At 74.8% G+C, this 18,073-nt stretch carries 14 protein-coding genes and 1 riboswitch; of the genes, 7 read left to right on the top strand and 7 right to left on the bottom strand.

Going from position 1 to position 18,073, the window contains the following annotated elements; translation table 11 throughout:
- Positions 1 to 43 precede the first annotated feature (43 nt).
- Positions 44 to 808, top strand: a complete 765-nt coding sequence (locus ABTY61_RS14400; protein ID WP_350505280.1) for a (2Fe-2S)-binding protein — start codon at positions 44 to 46, stop codon at positions 806 to 808.
- A gap of 130 nt (positions 809 to 938) precedes the next feature.
- Here the strand turns inward: ABTY61_RS14400 and ABTY61_RS14405 are convergent, their stop codons facing one another.
- From ABTY61_RS14405 to ABTY61_RS14425, 5 genes are all read right to left on the bottom strand, one after another.
- Positions 939 to 2,003 carry a hypothetical protein gene (locus ABTY61_RS14405; protein ID WP_350505281.1) on the bottom strand — a complete coding sequence of 355 codons (1,065 nt, stop codon included), beginning with the start codon at positions 2,001 to 2,003 and terminating at the stop codon, positions 939 to 941.
- A 194-nt stretch (positions 2,004 to 2,197) separates the two neighbouring features.
- The gene (locus tag ABTY61_RS14410) at positions 2,198 to 3,799 is read right to left on the bottom strand and encodes an alpha-amylase family glycosyl hydrolase (RefSeq protein WP_350505282.1); all 1,602 of its coding nucleotides are present in this window, start codon (positions 3,797 to 3,799) and stop codon (positions 2,198 to 2,200) included.
- A 159-nt stretch (positions 3,800 to 3,958) separates the two neighbouring features.
- A complete protein-coding gene (locus tag ABTY61_RS14415; protein ID WP_350505283.1) occupies positions 3,959 to 4,591 on the bottom strand; it encodes a bifunctional 4-hydroxy-2-oxoglutarate aldolase/2-dehydro-3-deoxy-phosphogluconate aldolase in 633 nt (210 codons plus the stop codon).
- A 116-nt stretch (positions 4,592 to 4,707) separates the two neighbouring features.
- On the bottom strand, positions 4,708 to 6,336 hold the full coding sequence (locus ABTY61_RS14420; protein WP_350505284.1) for an N-acyl-D-amino-acid deacylase family protein: 1,629 nt from the start codon (positions 6,334 to 6,336) through the stop codon (positions 4,708 to 4,710).
- A 5-nt stretch (positions 6,337 to 6,341) separates the two neighbouring features.
- Positions 6,342 to 7,646 (bottom strand): type III PLP-dependent enzyme domain-containing protein, encoded by a 1,305-nt coding sequence (locus ABTY61_RS14425; RefSeq protein ID WP_350505285.1) that lies wholly within the window; start codon positions 7,644 to 7,646, stop codon positions 6,342 to 6,344.
- A 180-nt stretch (positions 7,647 to 7,826) separates the two neighbouring features.
- On the opposite strand from ABTY61_RS14425, the gene ABTY61_RS14430 reads away from it, so the two are divergent.
- From ABTY61_RS14430 to ABTY61_RS14445, 4 genes are all read left to right on the top strand, one after another.
- On the top strand, positions 7,827 to 8,969 hold the full coding sequence (locus ABTY61_RS14430; RefSeq protein WP_350505286.1) for a sugar kinase: 1,143 nt from the start codon (positions 7,827 to 7,829) through the stop codon (positions 8,967 to 8,969).
- Positions 8,970 to 9,000: 31 nt separating this feature from the next.
- Complete coding sequence (locus tag ABTY61_RS14435; RefSeq protein WP_350505287.1) at positions 9,001 to 9,750, top strand: IclR family transcriptional regulator; 750 nt, start codon at positions 9,001 to 9,003, stop codon at positions 9,748 to 9,750.
- 34 nt (positions 9,751 to 9,784) lie between these two features.
- Entirely contained in the window at positions 9,785 to 10,195 is a 411-nt protein-coding gene (locus ABTY61_RS14440; protein WP_350505288.1) for a RidA family protein, read from the top strand.
- A 141-nt stretch (positions 10,196 to 10,336) separates the two neighbouring features.
- Complete coding sequence (locus ABTY61_RS14445) at positions 10,337 to 11,044, top strand: DUF2470 domain-containing protein (protein WP_350505289.1); 708 nt, start codon at positions 10,337 to 10,339, stop codon at positions 11,042 to 11,044.
- A 308-nt stretch (positions 11,045 to 11,352) separates the two neighbouring features.
- Here the strand turns inward: ABTY61_RS14445 and ABTY61_RS14450 are convergent, their stop codons facing one another.
- The gene (locus ABTY61_RS14450) at positions 11,353 to 12,309 is read right to left on the bottom strand and encodes a M23 family metallopeptidase (RefSeq protein WP_350505290.1); all 957 of its coding nucleotides are present in this window, start codon (positions 12,307 to 12,309) and stop codon (positions 11,353 to 11,355) included.
- Between the two features lie 2 nt (positions 12,310 to 12,311).
- Positions 12,312 to 12,495, bottom strand: a riboswitch (cyclic di-AMP (ydaO/yuaA leader).
- 313 nt (positions 12,496 to 12,808) lie between these two features.
- Between ABTY61_RS14450 and ABTY61_RS14455 the strand changes: the two genes are divergently transcribed.
- Complete coding sequence (locus tag ABTY61_RS14455; RefSeq protein ID WP_350505291.1) at positions 12,809 to 14,350, top strand: MFS transporter; 1,542 nt, start codon at positions 12,809 to 12,811, stop codon at positions 14,348 to 14,350.
- Positions 14,351 to 14,357: 7 nt separating this feature from the next.
- On the opposite strand, the gene purB is transcribed toward ABTY61_RS14455, so the two are convergent.
- Entirely contained in the window at positions 14,358 to 15,797 is a 1,440-nt protein-coding gene (purB, locus tag ABTY61_RS14460; RefSeq protein ID WP_350505292.1) for an adenylosuccinate lyase, read from the bottom strand.
- Between the two features lie 109 nt (positions 15,798 to 15,906).
- On the opposite strand from purB, the gene ABTY61_RS14465 reads away from it, so the two are divergent.
- Positions 15,907 to 18,072 carry a HelD family protein gene (locus tag ABTY61_RS14465; RefSeq protein WP_350505293.1) on the top strand — a complete coding sequence of 722 codons (2,166 nt, stop codon included), beginning with the start codon at positions 15,907 to 15,909 and terminating at the stop codon, positions 18,070 to 18,072.
- Position 18,073: the final 1 nt, after the last annotated feature.

The raw sequence follows: 18,073 nt of genomic DNA on the forward strand, positions 1-18,073 counted from the left end.
CCGAAGCCGGCGCGGGGTTCAACGACCCCACAGGGGAGGGCCGTTGAACCCCGCGCCCGAAGAACGGCATCCCGGGCAGCCACGACCCGGGCAACCGGGGCCCGACTACGCCCGACTCGCCGCCCTCGGACCGTACTTCGCCCTCGATACCGCCCCCACCGGCCCCCCGCCGCCCGGCTTCCGTCCGCTGCCCGAGCTGTACGGCACCGGCCCGGACTCGCCGCTCGCACCCCGGATCCGGGTGGTGGCGCAGCGCCTGGGCACGGCCGAACTCCGGGTCGCCGCCTCGATCCTGCACCTCGGCCTGGCGGCGCGCTTCTGGTCGGTGGGCATCGGCTCGGCCGTCCTGCTCGGGACGGTCCCGACTCTGGAACGCGCCTGGGTGCGGATCCCGGACCAGGGCCCGATCGACCTCTGGTCGCCGCCGGAGGAGGTCCGCCCCGAGCCCGGGGAGCTCGTCGATCAGCTCCACCACGCTGTCCTGATCGGGCAGTTGGAGCCACTGGCCGCAGCAGTGCGCGCCGCCGTGCCGCTCTCGGCACGCCTGCTGCGCGGCAACGCGGCCTCCGCGCTGGCCGGGACGCTACGGGTACTGAGCGCCCAGGCGTCGCTCCCGGCAAGGGAGTTGGTCGCGCAGCTGCTGGACCGTCCGCCGCTGGCGGGCTCCGGCACGCTGCGCACCGGCCCGCGCGGGGCCGCGTTCCGACGGACGAGCTGCTGCCTCTACTACCGGATCGGCCCGGGCGCCGGGCTCTGCGGGGACTGCTGCTTCACCCGGCCGCCGGCCCGGCCGAAGCGCCTCGGGTAGCCCCGCGCGCACGGGCCCGCGCCCGACGTGTCCAAGGTCGGGCGCGGGCCCCCGGCCGGGCGCGGGCCGCCGGCCCCCACCCGGTTCCGATGCCCTCGCACCGGGTGGAGTCCCCTCGGGCGTACGGTCCTCAGACCGCGACCGCCTCCTCCATCTCCTCCTCGGCGTCGGCCTCGGCCCCGGTCGGCGCCGCCACCGCACGACGCCCGCGGCGCTCGTACACGGCCGCGGCGACCAGGGCCGCCCCGCCCAGCAGCAGCCAGACCACCAGGGTCAGCACGTGCCCGCCGAGGCCGGCGCCGCCGTCGAAGTACAGGATGTCGCGCGCACCCTCCAGGTAGCCGGCGCCGGTCCAGAAGCCGTGCAGGGTCCCGAAGAAGCCGTTCTGCAGTTCGGGCCGGTAGATGCCGCCGGAGGAGGTGAAGTTGAGCATCACGAACAGCACCATCAGGGCGAGCGTGGTCCACTTCTTCAGGAAGCTGTGCAGGCCGGTGCCGATCAGCACGATGCCCGCGGAGTAGAGCCAGCCGAGCGCCCAGACCGCGGCGTAGTCGTGGTCGACGACGTGGAAGAGCGGCCCGGCGGTGACGATCCCGATCACGCTGACCACCAGCGAGACGACCACGCCCACCGCGGCCCGGATCCGCAGGCTCAGCCCGGCGCCGGCGGCGCCGATCGCCGCGACGCTGGCGTAGGAGCCGATGCTCAGCGCGACCAGCAGGAAGAACAGGCCCTGGCCGGTCGGGTCGCCCGCGGCGGGGGTGGTGAGGTCGGTGACGTGCAGCGGGACGCCCTGCCGGTCCGTGACATTGGTGAACACCGCCGTGGCGGCCACCACCGAGGTGTCCGAGTTGCCCTTGGCCACGATCAGCTCCGGGCTCCTGGCGTCCGGGACGAAGGCGCCGACCAGGTCGCGGTCGCGCAGCTGCTGCTCGGCGGCGGAGCGGTCGGCGACGGTCCGGACGTCCAGCGCGGCACCGGCCTTGCCCTGGATGGCCTGGGCCAGGCCCTGCGCCTGGGGCCCGGCGCCGACGACGGCGACCTTGAGGTGGTGGGGCTCCGGCTGGTGGAAGGCGCCCTGGTAGGCGAGGGCCATGCCGAGGCACATCAGCAGCGGGGTGAGCAGGTGGACGACGAGGTGTTTGAGCGAGTGCCCCAGGGTGGGCGCTGCGGCGGGGGTCTGGGGTGTGCTCATGGCGTTCGTACCGTCCTCCGGCGATCTCTTCGATGACGATGGCACATACAACCAATTCAGATGGTAAATGCAACCATCTATGGATGTAGCTTACAACCATCCGACGTCGATCGGAAGCCGGCCGGACGCCGGGCCGCCCGGGGAACGGCCCGGCGCCCCGGCGACCCGGCGCCCCGGCGACCCGGCGACCCGGCTCAGCCCAGCTCGAACACTCCGTACGAGAACCCCTCGGCCCGCAGCTCACCGTCCACGACCCGCACCCCCTGCACCTCCAGCGGCCGCACCGCACCCCCGCCCGGTCCGCCCGACCCGCCCGCCAGCCGGACCACCCCCGGCTCCCGGCGCGGGTTCACCGCCACCAGGTACCGCCCGGAGCGGACGTACACCAGCGGGTACCCGGCATGCCGCACCTCCACCCCGCCGGACGCCGCCAGCCCCGGATGGGCCCGGCGCAGCGCGATCAGCCGCCGGACGGTGTGCAGCAGCGAGGTCGGGTCGGCGCGCTGGGAGAGCACGTCCGGGCGCCGCGGGTCCGGGTCCGGCGGCAGGTACCAGCGCTCGGGGGCGGCCGTCGAGAACCCGGCCGAGGGGCCCGGCGTCCACTGCATCGGGGTCCGCGAGCCCGCCCGGTTGTAGCGCGGGCCGAGCACACTGCCCTCGACATCGGGCAGTCCGGGCAGGTAGCGCATGCCGATCTCGTCGCCGTAGTACACCGCGGGCAGGGTCGGCCAGGTGAGCAGGAAGGCGAAGGCGGGGGCGAGTTGCTCCCCCGAGCGCGGGCCGGTGGCGAGCCGGGAGAAGTCGTGGTTGGCGGTGGGCAGCACGATGTGGCCGCTGCCCTCGGTGAGTTCGGCGGCGGAGCGCCAGGCGTCCAGGAAGGTCTGCGGGGTGCCGCGCCCCTCGGCCTCGAAGTAGCACGGGCCCTGCCGCCAGAACTCCTCCACCGTCCCGCCGCCGTTGTTCCACAGGGATCGCAGCGGCAGGCCGTGGTCGTCCCCGCCGAAGTGCAGGAAGAAGTCCGCGTGGAACCCGGCCGCGACGGCGGCGGCCGGTTCGCCCCACTCGGCGAACAGCGCGGCCTCGGGGTGGGTGCGGTCCAGCCAGTCGCGCAGTTCGGTCCAGAGCTTGGCGGTCTCGACCCGGCCGGGGTCGTCCTTGACCAGTGAGTACGCCATGTCCACCCGGAAGCCGGCCACGCCGAGGCCCAGCCAGTGCGCCATGATCTCGCGCAGCGCCGCCCGGTTGGCGCGCGGGCCCTCGGCGTCCACCGGCTGGCGCCAGGGCTCCGTCGAAGTGCCGCGCGCGTAGCCGAAGTTGAGGGCCGGTTGACAGTCGAAGAAGTTCGGCCGGTACCAGCCCGGGCGGCTCCCGGGCGAGGCGACGAAGCCGTCCACCGGCCGGTCCGACCAGATGTAGCGCTGGTCGGACGGGTCCTCGGCGGAGGCCAGGAACCAGGGGTGGCGGTCGGAGGTGTGCCCGGCGACCAGGTCCAGCAGGATCCGGATGCCCTTGCCGCGCGCGGCCTCGACCAGTGCGACCAGGTCCTCGGTGCGGCCGTAACGCGGGGCGGGGGTGAGGTAGTCGGTGACGTCGTACCCGGCGTCACGGAACGGCGAGGCGAAGCAGGGGTTGAGCCAGACCGTGTCCACGCCCAGCCAGGCGAGGTGGTCCAGGCGCTCGGTGATGCCGGCGAAGTCGCCGATGCCGTCGCCGTCGGAGTCCGCGAAGGTCTGCGGGTAGATCTGGTAGAGGACGGCATCGGCCAACCAGTCGGGGCCGGGGCGGGTCGAGGTCATGGGGTGGGTCCTCCTGCCGGGTCCGGGGGCCGCGCGGGCCCGAGAGCCGAGGGGCCGGGGGCGAGCCGGGTGCCACCGATTCTCGTCCAATCCCGGCCGTCCCGACAGCCCGCCCCGCACCTTCACCGAACCCTCGCCGGACCCGCTCCGCAGAAGCCGCTACGCCCCCGCCGCGCAGGCCCGGGTGAACGCCCGGGCCCGCCGGGTGATCTCCGCCCAGTCCCCCGCCTCCACCGCCGCCGGCGGCACGACGTCCGTCCCCGCGCACACCGCGAGCGCCCCCTGCGCCAGGAACTCGGCCGCGTTGCCCGCGTTCACCCCGCCGGAGGCCACCAGCGGCACGTCCGGGTACGGGCCGCGCAGGTCCTTGAAGTAGCCGGGACCGAACGACCGGGCCGGGAAGATCTTCACGGCGGCGGCACCCAGGTCGACCGCCCGGGCCACCTCGGTCGGGGTCAGCGCCCCCAGCACCACCGGCACCCCGCGGGCCCGCCCGGCCTCCGCGACCTCGGGCCGGCAGCCGGGGGTGACCAGGAAGGACGCCCCCGCGTCGATCCCGCGCCCGGCCTGCTCGGCGGTCAGCACCGTCCCCACCCCGACCCGCCACCCGGCCGCCGAGGCCAGTTCCAGATGGTCCGTCACATCCGGTGTGGTGTAGGTGAATTCGGTGAAGTTGATGCCGCCCTCCGCGAGGGCGGCGCACAGCGCGGCGGCGTCCGGGATCCGGGGCGCGCGGACCACCGCGATCACCGGGTCGTTCCACAGCTCGGAGAGTCCGTTCACGGCGTTCATCAGGTCTGCGCCCCTCGGGCCTGCGTTCATCGGGCCGGCGTTCATCGGGCCTGCGCTCGTCGGGCCGGCGCTCGTCGGGCCGGCGTCCCTCGGGCCTGCGCTCGTCGGACCGGCGTTCATCGGGCCTGCGCCCCTCGATCGGTGCGGCGCAGGGCGCGCCCGGGGCGGGCGCCGGTGGTGCGACCCTGCCGGACGACGGCGGTGCCGTTGACGTACACGTACTCGATCCCCTCGGCGGGCAGCCGGGGCTGCTCGAAGGTGGCGGCGTCCCGGACCCGCTCGGGGTCGAGGAGCACCAGATCGGCGTGGTACCCGGGGGCGATCCGGCCGCGCCGGTCCAGCCCGAGCCGGGCGGCGGGCCGGCCGGTCATCCGGGCGACCGCCTGCTCCAGGGTGAGCACTCCCAACTCCCGTCCGTAGTGGCCGAGGTACCGCGGGAAGGTGCCCCAGGCGCGCGGGTGCGGCCGGGCCCCGACGAGCAGCCCGTCACTGCCCGCGGTGTGGGCGCGGTGGCGCATCACCGCCCGGACGTTCTCCTCGTGCCCGACGTGCTGGAGGATGGTGGTGGCCAACTCGTCCCGGCGCAAAAGGTCGAGGAAGACCTCCGTCCCGCCGGTCCCCCGCTCGGCGGCGAGTTCGGCGACCGTCCGGCCGACCACCCCCGCCAGCCGCGCCGACCGGACGCCGGAGACCTGGACGGTCGACCAGTCGGCGACCACGCCGTGGCAGCCGTCGCTGCCCTGCTCCTCCATCGCGTGCCGGATCCGCTCGCGGTCGCCCGGGTCGGCGAGCCGTGCCAGGGTCGCGTCCGGTCCGCCCTCGGTGGCCCAACTCGGCAGCAGGGCGGCCAGGGTGGTCGAGCCGGGCAGGTAGGGGTAACTGTCCAGGGTGAGGTCGACGCCGTCCGCGAGCGCCCGGTCGACCAGCTCCAGGAACTCCCCGGCCCGGCCCCGGTTGACGTCGAAGTTCATCGTGGCGTGGGTCAGGTGCAGCGCGCAGCCGGACCGCCGGGCGATCTCCACCATCTCCGCGTAGCCCTCCAATGCGCCGCGCCCGTACGAGCGTTGGTGCGGCGCGTGGAAGCCTCCGTAGGCCGCGACCACGGTGCACAGCTCGACCAGCTCGGCGGTGTCCGCGTACATCCCGGGGGTGTAGCTGAGGCCGCTCGACATGCCGACCGCCCCGTGCAGCAGGCTCTGCGCCAACACCTGCCGCATCCGGTCGAGTTCGGCCGGGGTGGGCGGGCGGTCGTCCCAGCCCATGGCGAGCATCCGCAGCGAGCCGTGCGGGACCAGGTAGCAGGCGTTGACGGCGATCCGGGTGCGGTCGATCCGGTCCAGGTAGCCGGCGACGTCGCGCCAGTCCCAGTCGAAGTCCGCCGGATCGCCGTTCCAGCCCGCCAGTTGGCGGCGCAGTTCGGGCAGGGTGGTGTCGTCCGCCGGGGCGTAGGACAGGCCGTCCTGGCCGAGGACCTCGCAGGTGACGCCCTGGGTGACCTTGGCCGGGTGCTCGGGTTCGAGCAGCAGGGCGAGGTCGGAGTGGGCGTGCATGTCGATGAAGCCGGGGGCGAGCACCAGCCCGTCGGCGTCCACCTCGGACGGCCCGCCGAGGCCCGCGCCGATCTCGGCGATCAGGCCGTCGGCGATCCGCACGTCCGCCCGGTACCGGTCGGCGCCCGTCCCGTCGACGACCGTCGCCCCCTTGAAGACGGTCGCCCCCTCGAAGACGGTCGCTCTCTCCCCCACCGGCATCAGAAGAAGGTCCTGACCAGCCCGGTGACCTTCGGTTCGGCGGCGTCCGCGGAGTCCAGCACCGGAAGCGCCGTCCACTTGTCGAAGGCCGTGCACGGGTGCGAGACGCCGAGCCGCAGCACCGCGCCGATCGGTGCGAGGTCGCCCGCGTCGCGGAGGAAGGCGTGCTGGTCGTTGAGCGCGGTGATCCGGGCCGCGGTGCCGGTCAACCCGGCTCCGCCGCGCACCAGTTGCGGCTCGGGCAGGCCCTCGTCGAAGGGCAGGTCGCGCTTGCCCGCGTCCAGCAGCGCCAGCTGCGGCTCCGGCCGCGAGGCGACCCGGGCCCAGCCGTGCAGCGCGCCGCGGAACGGAGCCTCCCCGCCGCCTCGGGCGAGCGGCGAGATGCCCCGGTAGAACCCGTCGTCGTGGGCGATGTACGCGCCCGAGCGGAGCACCACCAAAGCCTCCGGCAGGGCGGCCAACTCCTCGACCACCAGGTCGAAGTAGGCGCTGCCGCCGGCCGAGACCACCGGCGGCGCACCGTCCGGGTAGGCCCCGGCGAGCCGGCCGTGCAGCTCGCCGAGCGCCGTCAGGTAGCCGCGGACGGTGGCCAGCCCCTCGGTGGTGGCGTCGTGCGCGAGGGCGCCCTCGTACCCGCCGACGCCGGCGAGCCGCAGGGTGGGCGCGCGCAGCACGGCGGCGGCGACCTCGACGGCGGCGTCCACGCCGCGGACGCCGGTGCGCCCGCCCGGGCCGCCGAGTTCGACCAGCACCTCGACCGGCCGCTCGGCCCCGGCGGCGCGCAGCGCCTCGTCCATCAGCCGTACGCCCTCGGTGGAGTCGGTCCAGCAGAGGAAGGCGAAGCCCGGGTGGGCGGTCAGCTCGGCGGCGAGCCAGGCCAGCCCGGCCGGGTCGAGCAGGGTGTTGGCCAGCAGGATCCGCTGGACGCCGAAGGCACGGGCGACCCGTACCTGGGGCAGGTTGGCGAGGGTGATCCCGTGGCTGCCGGCGGCGAGTTGGGCCTGCCACAGCTCGGGCGCCATGGTGGTCTTGCCGTGCGGCGCGAGCGCGACGCCCGCCTTGGCGCACCAGTCGGCCATGGTGCGGACGTTGTGGTCGAGCGCGGCGCCGTCGAGGGTGAGCAGCGGGGTGCTGAGGGAGGAGAGGGTCGGTCCGGTGGCGAGCCAGTCGCGGGTGGTGCGCCCCCAACTCTCCGGCGGGGCGGCCTTGAAGCGCCAGTCGAGGACCTCGTCGGCCAGCGCGGCCACCGCTCCCTCGGCGATGCCGGGTCCGTCGGCACTGCTCGCGAACGTCTGCTCCACCATGCCCTCCATTCATCAGGTTGCAACATGCGCAACGAGGGTTGCACATGTTGGCACCACGGTTCTAGCATCGGCGCCGGATCACGGTCAACGGAACCGGCCGCCGGTCGCCCCCGACCGACCGCCGGTCACCCCCGGTCGGCCCGCGCTCCGCCGACCGGCCGCAGACGAGGAGCCCAGCAGATGCCGCCACAGGACACCCCGGGGCCGAACCGCCCCGGTCCGCCACCGACGGCCGTGTGCGTGGGCGAGTCGATGGCCGTACTGCTGCCCGACCACCCCGGCCCGCTGGAGGCCGTGGACACCTTCCGGCTGTCCGTCGGCGGCGCCGAGTCCAATGTGGCCGGGGCGCTGGCCGCGCTCGGCGTGCCGACCGCCTGGATCAGCCGGGTCGGCGACGACGGCTTCGGCCGCCGCCTGCTCACCGAGGTCGCCGCCCGCGGCGTGGACGTCTCCGGCGTCACCGTCGACCCGCACCGCCCGACCGGCCTGTACCTCAAGGAGGTCGGCGGCACCACCGGCCACCGGCACGACCTCGGCCCCGGCCGCAGCCGGCTGCACTACCACCGGCGCGGCTCCGCGGCCGCCGCGCTCTCCCCGGCCCTGCTCGCCGACCCGACCACCGACCGCCTGCTGACCGGCGCCCGGCTGGTGCACCTGTCCGGCATCACCGCGGCGCTCTCCGACGACTGCCTGGCCCTGCTGCGCGCACTGCTCGCCGACCGCCGCCCCGGGCGGCTGGTCAGCTTCGACCTCAACTGGCGCCCCGCGCTCTGGCGGGACCGCGACCCGGCCGTGCTGCCGCCGCTGCTGGACGCCGCCGACCTGCTGCTGCTCGGTGCCGACGAGGCCCAGGCCGCCTTCGGCACCGGCGAGCCCGCCGCGCTGCGCCGCCGCTTCCCCTCGCCCGCCACCGTGGTGGTCAAGGACGCCGCCCGGGTGGTCACCGCGCTGGAGCGGGACGGCTCGGCCGTCGCCGAACCGGCCCTGACCGTCGAGGTGGTGGAGGCCACCGGCGCCGGCGACGCCTTCGCGGCCGGCTACCTGGCCGGCACCCTGCACGCCCTGGACCAGCGCCGCCGGCTCCGGCTCGGCCACCTGAGCGCGGCCTGCGCGCTGACCGCCCACGGCGACCAGGCCGAGCTGCCGCCCGCCCCGGTACTGACCGCCCTGCTCGACGCCTCCCCCGCCGACTGGGCCGCCACCCGGGTCACCGCCCGGGGCATCGCCTCCCCGGCCCTGCCCGCCGCCCGGCCCTGGACCCGGACCGGAGCCCAGGCACCGGCGGAGACCGGGACCCGACCCGATCGGGCCCGGGCACGATGAGCGCCGACCCCCGCCACCCGACCGGAGCCCGATGAGCCAGACCGTCACCCGCGCCCTGCGCATCCTCGCCCAGCTCGGCGAGGGCGAGCGCTCCCTGGACCAGCTGGCCGAGGTCCTCGGCGTGCACAAGACCACCGTGCTCCGGCTGCTCCAGAGCTTGGAGGAGGAACGCTTCGTCTATCGCGACGCGGCCTATCGCTACCACCTGGGCGCCGGCCTGTTCGCCCTCTCCGGCCTCGCCCTGGAGCAGCGCGGGGTGCGCCGGATCGCCGCCCCGCACCTCGCCGAGCTGAACGCCGCCACCGGACAGACCGTCCACCTGGCGGCCTACGAGGGCGGCGAGGTGGTCTACATCGACAAGTTCGACTCCCGCCACCCGGTCAGGATGTACTCCCGGATCGGCCTGCGCGCGGCCCTGCACAGCGCGGCCGTCTCCAAGGTGCTGCTGGCCGACCTCCCGCTGCCCGAGCGCCGCCGGGTGGCGGCCGGGATCGACTTCACCCCGCACACCGAACGCACCCTCACCACGCCCGAGGCGCTGCTCGCCGAGTTGGAGAAGGTCGCAGCCCAGGGCTGGGCGCAGGACCACGCCGAGCACGAGGCCTTCATCAACTGCGTCGCCGCCCCGATCCGGGACGCCAGCGGCCGGGTGGTCGCCGCCGCCTCCATCTCCGTCCCGGACGTCGTCCTCCCGTACGAGCAGGTACTGGAACTCCTCCCCCAGCTGCTCGCCACCGCCCGCGCCGTCTCGGCCGACTGCGGCCGCCCCGAGCACAACTGACGGTCCGTCACCGAATACAAGGAGCCCGAACCCGATGTCCTCCGACAAGACCGAGATCCGCACCGACGGCGCCCCCGCACCCGCCTGGATGTTCTCCCAGGGCGTCCGCAAGGGACCGATCCTCCAGGTCTCCGGCCAGGGCCCGCAGGACCCGGCGACCGGCGAGTACGTCCACCACGGCGACGTGAAGGCCCAGACCCGCCGCACCCTGGAGAACGTCAAGGCCATCGTCGAGGCCGGCGGCGCCACCGTCGAGGACGTGGTGATGTTCCGCGTCTACCTCACCAAGCGGGCCGACTTCCCGCTGATGAACGAGGTCTACGCCGAGTTCATCGAGGAGAACATCAAGCCCGGCGGGGTGAAGCCCTGCCGCACCACCATCTTCGTCGAACTGCCCCAGGAGCCGATGCTGGTGGAGATCGACGCCCAGGCCGTCATCGCCTGACCCCCGGCCACCGCACCCGGAGAGCCCGGACGCCACCCCGCGTCCGGGCTCTCGGCGCACTCCGGCACGACCCGCCGCCCACTTGCCACGCCTCCCCGCAAACATTAGGTTAGGCTCACCTAACTCGAAGGAGGTCCGTCCATGCGCGACGCCGAGGTGCCCGAGCCCACCACCGCCGACCGGGTCCACAGCCTGCTCAGCGCGACCTCCTCGCTCACCGTCCGCGCCCTCGGCGAGCACCACGAGCTGGACACCCCGGTCTCCCTCCACGGCTCCCGGCTGCGCCTGCGCGTCCCGCTGGACGCCCCGCTCGTCGCGGCGGCCGCCGGCGCCGCCGACGGACTGGCCGTCGTGCTCGACGTCACCGACGTCTCCCCCGTCGCGGTCCGCGACCGCGTCCGCGCCCGGCTCACCCTGGCCGGTCGGCTGCACCTGGCCCACCTCGCCGACGACGGCCTCAGCGTCCACCTGTGGGTCGACGTCGCCCACGCCGTCCTCGCCACCCCGTACAGCACCGGCGCGCTCACCGCCGCCGACCTCGCGCTCGCCACCCCCGACCCGCTGGCCCGCCACGAGGCAGCCCTGCTCACCCACCTGGCCGACGACCACGCCGACGCCCTCGACCTGCTCACCCGACTGCTCGACCCGGCCCTGCTCGCCCACCACCCGGACGTCCGCCCGCTCGCCCTGGACCGCCACGGCCTGGTGCTGCGCCTGGACCACTCCCACGGCCACCGCGACGTCCGCCTGGTCTTCCCCGAACCCGCCTGCGACACCGAGGACTTCGGCCACCGGATGCACGACCTGCTCACCGCCGCCGAACACGGCCTGCCGGCCCGCCGGAACTGACTGACCACCGGCACTGACTGGCCGCCCGCCAGGGTCGGCACAGCGCTGGAGGCCCACAGGCAGCGTCAACAGGCAGGCCCGACACCGGGGTTGACACCTCGGACACCCCGGGCCGGAAACGGAAGCAGCCGGCCCGGCCGCGCGAGAGGTGTCTCGCACGGCCGGGCCGGCCATGGGCGTGTCCCGCGCCCGAGTCCACTGGTGCGGCGATCACCCGGTCGAGCGGTCACCCGACATGACCATCCCAGGCGGTCGATTCGCCCCGCATCAGCGGTGGTTCAGAGGATCCCGCGGAAGGACCCGGTGGGTCAGAGCGCGACGCCGTGCGCCCGCAGGTAGGCGACCGGGTCGATGTCCGAGCCGTACTCCGGACCGGTACGGATCTCGAAGTGCAGGTGCGGGCCGGTCACGTTGCCGGTCGCACCGGAGAGGCCGAGCTGCTGGCCGACGGTGACACTCTGACCGACGCTCACGCCGATCGAGGACAGGTGCGCGTACTGGGCGTACTTGCCGTCGGCAAGCCGGATCTCGACCTCGTTGCCGTAGGCACCGTCGTAACCGGCCTTCACCACCACGCCGTTGGCGACGGCGCGCAGCGGGGTGCCGGTCGAGGCGACGAAGTCCTGGCCGGTGTGGTGGCCGGAGGCCCACATCGAGCCGGCCACGCCGTAGGCCTCGCCCAGCACCGGGTTGGCGACCGGGGCGACGTAGCCGGAGGTGGCGGCGACCGGGGCGGCGGTGACGGCCGGGGCCGGGGCGGCGGTCTGGACCTGGGTCTGCAGCTGGGCGCCCGGCTTGGCGGCCTCGGTCCGGACCTGCACCTGAGCGGCCGGAGCCGCGGGCTTGGCCGGCTTCGCCGGAGCCGGAGCGGCAGCCGGGGCCGCGGGCTTCGCGGCGTCAGCGGCGTGGCCCGCGAGGGCCAGCTGCTGACCGGGGAAGATCAGATTCGGGTCGGCACCGACCACCGAGCGGTTCTGCTCGTACAGCGCGTGCCAGCCGCCCTCGACGTGCTTGCTGTCGGCGATCTGCGACAGCGTGTCACCGCTGACGACGCGGTAGCTCCCCTGGACGGCGGCCGGAGCGGCGGCCTGCGAAGCGGCCGGGGCGGCCGGGGCGGCCGGGGCGCTGGCGGCCGCCGGGGCGGTGTCCGCCTGGGCGCTCATCGCGGTCACGAGCGGCAGGACGAACGAGACGCCGGTGACGGCGGTGGCGATGCCGATGCGGGCGGCACGGGGCAGGGCGATACGACGAGCCTGTGCAGGCATGGAATTTTCCTCTCCGACGCCTGCGAGGTGAGCTGTCGGGTTCGGGCTGGAGTTGCCCGGCCGCATGCGCGGCTTCACCCCAAGCCGGTCCTGGTCGTCCGCGCCCTGAAAAGGCGCGAACTCCGGTCCGGCGACTTACCTGTGGGTCCCCCGCTCCTGCCGTACAGAGTTCGGTGCGAGCCACCGGGCAGCGGCAGGACTCGGCGTTCCACCCGGTGGATCCGCCCGGGCTGGCCGGGCGGTCGCTGAACTAAAACTCATCCGTTCAGGTGAAGCAATGTCGATCTCTTGAACCCGCAACCAACCCCGCCGCCAGGGTCACCCTCCGAATGATCCGCTGCACCGTGCGTGCACAATCCATTCACCCGGAGCCACTGCTCCGCGACTCTGCGCCGACCGCCCCACCCCTGCGCGACCATTCGCTCACGCACCGCCACCGGCCGACACACCACCCGGTGACCCTTGTCACGTACGCCCCGGCGGGCGCAGGATTCGGCCCGTGGCCACCTCTCAAGCCGGCACTCTGCGCCTCGGCACCGCACAGGGTCGCTGGGTACTCCTCGCAACGGTGCTCGGCTCCAGCATGGCGATGCTCGACGGCACGGTGGTGAACGTCGCCCTGCCCCGGATCGGCGCCGACCTCGGCGCCTCCCTCGCCTCCCTGCAATGGACCCTGAACGCCTATCTGCTCACCCTGGCCGGCCTGATCCTGCTCGGCGGCGCCCTCGGCGACCGCTACGGGCGGCGCCGGGTCTTCCTGATCGGCGTGGTCTGGTTCGCCGTCGCCTCCGCGGCCTGCGCCGCCGCCCCGACCATCCACGTGCTGATCGCCGCCCGCGCCGTCCAGGGCATCGGCGGGGCGCTGCTCACCCCGGGCTCGCTCGCCATGCTCCAGGCGGTCTTCCATCCGGACGACCGCTCCGCGGCGGTCGGCCTCTGGTCCGGCCTGGGCGGGGTGTCGGCGGCCGTCGGCCCCTTCCTCGGCGGCTGGCTGGTGGACGGCCCCGGCTGGCGCTGGATCTTCCTGCTGAACCTGCCGCTGGCCGCCGCCGTGATCGCGGTGACCTCCCGTTACGTCCCGGAGAGCCGGGACGAGTCCGCCACCGGCCGCTTCGACGTGCCCGGCGCCCTGCTCGCCGCCCTCGCCCTCGGCTCGATCACCTACGCGCTCACCGCCGCCGGGGAGGGGCTGTCCCCCGCCGTCTGGGTCACCGGCGCGATCGGCCTGCTGCTGGCCGCCGCCTTCGTGGCCGTCGAGCGGCGCGCGGCCGACCCGATGCTGCCGCTCGGACTGTTCTCCTCCCGGCTGTTCACCGCCGTGAACCTGGTCACCCTCTGCGTCTACGCGGCCTTCAGCGGGGTGTTCTTCCTGCTGGTGGTGCAGCTGCAGATCGTCTCGGGCTTCTCCCCGCTGGTCTCCGGCTTCGCGCTGGTGCCGATCACGGTGCTGATGCTGACCCTGTCCGCGCGCGCCGGGCGCCTCGGCAAGCGGATCGGCCCGCGCCTGCCGCTCACCGTCGGCCCGCTGCTGTGCGCCGCCGGGGTGCTGCTGATGCTGCGCACCGGCCCCGGCTCCTCCTACTGGGCGGACGTGCTGCCCGCGGTCGCCGTGATGGGCTCCGGGATGACCCTGCTGGTCGCGCCGCTGACCGCGACCGTGCTGGCCGCCGTCGAGGTGCGGCACGCGGGCATCGCCAGCGGCGTCAACAACGCCGCCGCCCGCGCGGCCGGCCTGCTCGCGGTGGCCGCCCTGCCGGCGCTGGCCGGGCTGAGCGGCGACGCCTACCGGGTGCCGTCCGCGGTGGACTCCGCCTTCCACACCGCGATGCTGATCTGCGCCGGCCTGCTGACCGCCGGCGGGCTGATCGCCTTCACCACCGTCCGGGGCAACGTGCTCGCGCCCGAGGAGGAGCACCCGGTGGCCGAGCCGAACTGCGACTGGCCCTGCGCCACCACGACCCCGCCGCTCGACCCGGGCCGCCCCCGAACGCACGGGGGCCCCGCCACCGGAACGGCGGCAGGGCCCTCGTCGGAGAGCTGACTCCTCGTCAGAGGATGTCGCCGGGGGTGTACTTGGCCGCCGCCGGGTAGGCGGCCGCGACGGCCTCCACCTGGCGGACGACCTCGGCGACCTGCGCCCCGGCCGCACCGGTGAAGGACAGCCGGTCGGCCAGCAGCGCGTCCAGCGCGGCCCGGTCCAGCGGGATCCGCTCGTCGGCGGCGAGGCGGTCCAGCAGCTCGTTCTCCCGGGCACCGGCGCGCATCGCCAGCGCGGAGGCGACGGCGTGCTCCTTGATGACCTCGTGGCCGGTCTCCCGGCCGACGCCCGCGCGCACCGCGCCCATCAGCACCTTGGTGGTGGCCAGGAACGGCAGGTAGCGGTCCAGCTCGGCCTCGACCACGGCCGGGAAGGCGCCGAACTCGTCCAGGACGGTGAGGAAGGTCTCCAGCAGGCCGTCGAAGGCGAAGAAGGCGTCCGGCAGCGCGACCCGGCGCACCACCGAGCAGGATACGTCGCCCTCGTTCCACTGGTCGCCGGCCAGCTCGCCGGTCATCGACGCGTAGCCGCGCAGGATGACGGCCAGGCCGTTGACGCGCTCGCAGGAGCGGGTGTTCATCTTGTGCGGCATCGCGGAGGAGCCGACCTGGCCCTCCTTGAAGCCCTCCGTCACCAGCTCGTGGCCGGCCATCAGGCGGATGGTCTTGGCCAGGCTGGACGGCGCGGCGGCCAGCTGGACGAGGGCGGTGAGCACCTCGAAGTCCAGCGAGCGCGGGTAGACCTGGCCGACGCTGGTCAGCACGTGGTCGAAGCCGAGGTGGCCGGCGACCCGGCGCTCCAGCTCGGCGAGCTTCCCGGTGTCGCCGCCGAGCAGGTCCAGCATGTCCTGGGCGGTGCCGACCGGGCCCTTGATCCCGCGCAGCGGGTAGCGGGCGATCAGCTCCTCCAGGCGGCGGAAGGCCACCAGCAGCTCGTCGGCGATCGACGCGAAGCGCTTGCCCAGGGTGGTGGCCTGCGCGGCCACGTTGTGGGAGCGGCCGGCCATGACCAGCTCGGAGTGCTGGGCGGCCAGGTCGGCCAGGCGGACCAGCACGGCGACCGTACGGTCCCGGACGTGCTCCAGGGACTGGCGGATCTGCAGCTGCTCGACGTTCTCGGTCAGGTCCCGGGAGGTCATTCCCTTGTGGATCTGCTCGTGGCCGGCGAGCTCGCTGAACTCCTCGATCCGGGCCTTCACGTCGTGGCGGGTGATCCGCTCACGGGCGGCGATCGAGCCGAGGTCGACCTGGTCGACCACCCGCTCGTAGTCGGCGACGGCGTTCGCGGGCACCTCGACACCGAGGTCCTGCTGGGCCTTCAGGACGGCGAGCCACAGGTGGCGCTCGAGGACCACCTTGTGCTCGGGGGACCACAGCTGGGCCAGGGTCGCCGAGGCGTACCGGGAGGCCAGGACATTGGGGATCTGGGGCTTCGCGCTCACGCTTCGCAAGCCTAACAGCCGAGGTCACGCCGAACGTCGGCGGATGGGGTAGGCTGGGCCGGTTGAACCACCATCGGATGAATCCTCATAAACTCCTCACCGCAAGGATACCACACCGATGAACGGAACACCAGCACCCACCGGAGTCCCCGACCCCGCCCTCGCCGAGGCCCTGCACAGCGAACAGGCCGGTCTCGACCGGCTCTACGCCCACCTCGACGCCGCCCGGGAGCGCGCCCTCCGCACCCGCGACCACGCCCACGACGGCGCGGAGGCCGGCGGCACCCACCAGGCCCGGCTGGAACGCGAGGTCCGCGCCCGCGAGGCCGCCCGGACGGCCGCCCGGCTCGACGCGGTGGAGCGCGGCCTCTGCTTCGGCCGGCTCGACGAACGCGACGGCACCGTCCGCTACATCGGCCGCACCGGCCTGACCGACGAGGCGTGCGAACCGCTGCTGCTCGACTGGCGCGCCCCCGCAGCCCGCCCGTTCTACACCGCGACCCCCGCCCACCCGGGCACCGTGGTCCGCCGCCGCCACCTGCACACCGAGGGCCGCACCGTCACCGGCCTGGACGACGAGGCGCTCGACCTCGCCCGGATCGACGAGTCCGGCCGCCGCGCCCTGGTCGGCGAGGCCGCCCTGCTCGCCGCCCTCGCTCGCGACCGCACCGACCGGATGGGCACCGCCGTCGCCACCATCCAGGCCGACCAGGACCGGGTGATCCGCTCCCCGCTGCCCGGCGCCCTGGTCGTCCAGGGCGGGCCCGGGACGGGCAAGACCCTCGCCGCCCTGCACCGCGCCGCCTACCTGCTGTTCACCCACCGCGCCGCACTGGAGCGCCGCGGCGTGCTGGTGATCGGCCCCACCGCCGGCTTCCTGCGCTACATCGAGGAGGTGCTGCCCGCCCTCGGCGAGACCGAGGTGGTGCTGCGCACGGTCGGCGAGCTCTTCCCCGGCGTCACCGCGACCGGCACCGACACCCCCGCCGCGGCCGTCGCCAAGGGCGGCCCGTGGATGGCCGAGGTGCTCCGGCGCGCCGTCGCCGCCCACCAGTCGGCCCCCGCCGAGGGCATCGACCTGGGCGACGGGCTGCGGGTCTCCGCCCGCGCCTGCGCCCAGGCCCGGGACGCCGCCCGCGGCCTGCGGGCACCCCACAACCGGGCCCGCACCCACTACCTGCGCACCCTGCTGGACGCCCTGGCCATCTCCCAGGCGCTCTCCCTCGGCCGCCCGTACGACGCGGAGGAGGCGCACTACGCCCCGCGCGAGCTGTGGGACCGCGCGGACGTCCGCGCCGCGCTCGATCCGCTCTGGCCCGCCCTCACCCCCCAACAGCTGCTCGAACGGCTCTGCACCGACCGGGAGCTGCTCGCCGGGCTCGCCCCCGCCCTCACCCCCGAACACGCCCGCGCACTGCTCCGCCCGCCCGGCTCGCCCTGGACGGCCGAGGACGTCCCGCTGCTCGACGAGGCCGCCGAACTCCTCGGCGACCTCCGCCCGACCGACCGCGACGAGGCCCAGGACTCGGACGGACTCGCCTTCGCCCAGGGCGTGTTGACCATCACCGGGCAGACCGACGACGTCCTGCTGGACGCCGCCGCACTGGCCGACCGATTCCGGTCCGAGGGCCCGTACCGCTCGACCGCGGAACGCGCCGGCGCCGACCGCACCTGGGCGTACGGCCACGTCGTGGTGGACGAGGCACAGGAGCTCTCCGCGATGGCCTGGCGCACCGTGCTGCGGCGCGTCCCGACCAACTCGCTCACCATCGTCGGCGACCTCGCCCAGACCGGATCCCCGGCCGGCGCCCGCAGTTGGGCCCAGGTGCTCGACCCGCTGGTGCCCGGCCGCTGGCGCGAGGAGCGGCTCACCGTCAACTACCGCACGCCCGCACCGATCATGGCCCTCGCCGCCGCCGTGCTGCGCACCGCCGCCCCCGGACAGCAGCCGCCGGAGTCCGTCCGCCCGGGCAGCGAACCGCCCCGCGCCGTTCCCGTACCGGACGGCGACTTCGCCACCGCGCTCGCCCGCCTGCCCGCGGCCCTCGGCACCTCGGGCGTGATCGCGGCGGACCGGACGGCCGAGGCCCTGGGCGCGCTGACGGTCGCGGCGGCCAAGGGGCTGGAGTTCGACCACGTCGTGGTGGTCGAACCGGCCGCGCTGGCCCCGCGGGACCTCTACGTCGCGCTCACCCGCGCCACCCGCACGCTCACGCTGCTGCACCACCGGCCGCTGCCGCCGGACCTCGCCGGGGTGCTCCGCGCACAGACCGGGGCGCTCTGAG

The sequence above is a fragment of the Kitasatospora sp. NPDC096128 genome (assembly GCF_040303105.1).
Classification (GTDB): domain Bacteria; phylum Actinomycetota; class Actinomycetes; order Streptomycetales; family Streptomycetaceae; genus Kitasatospora.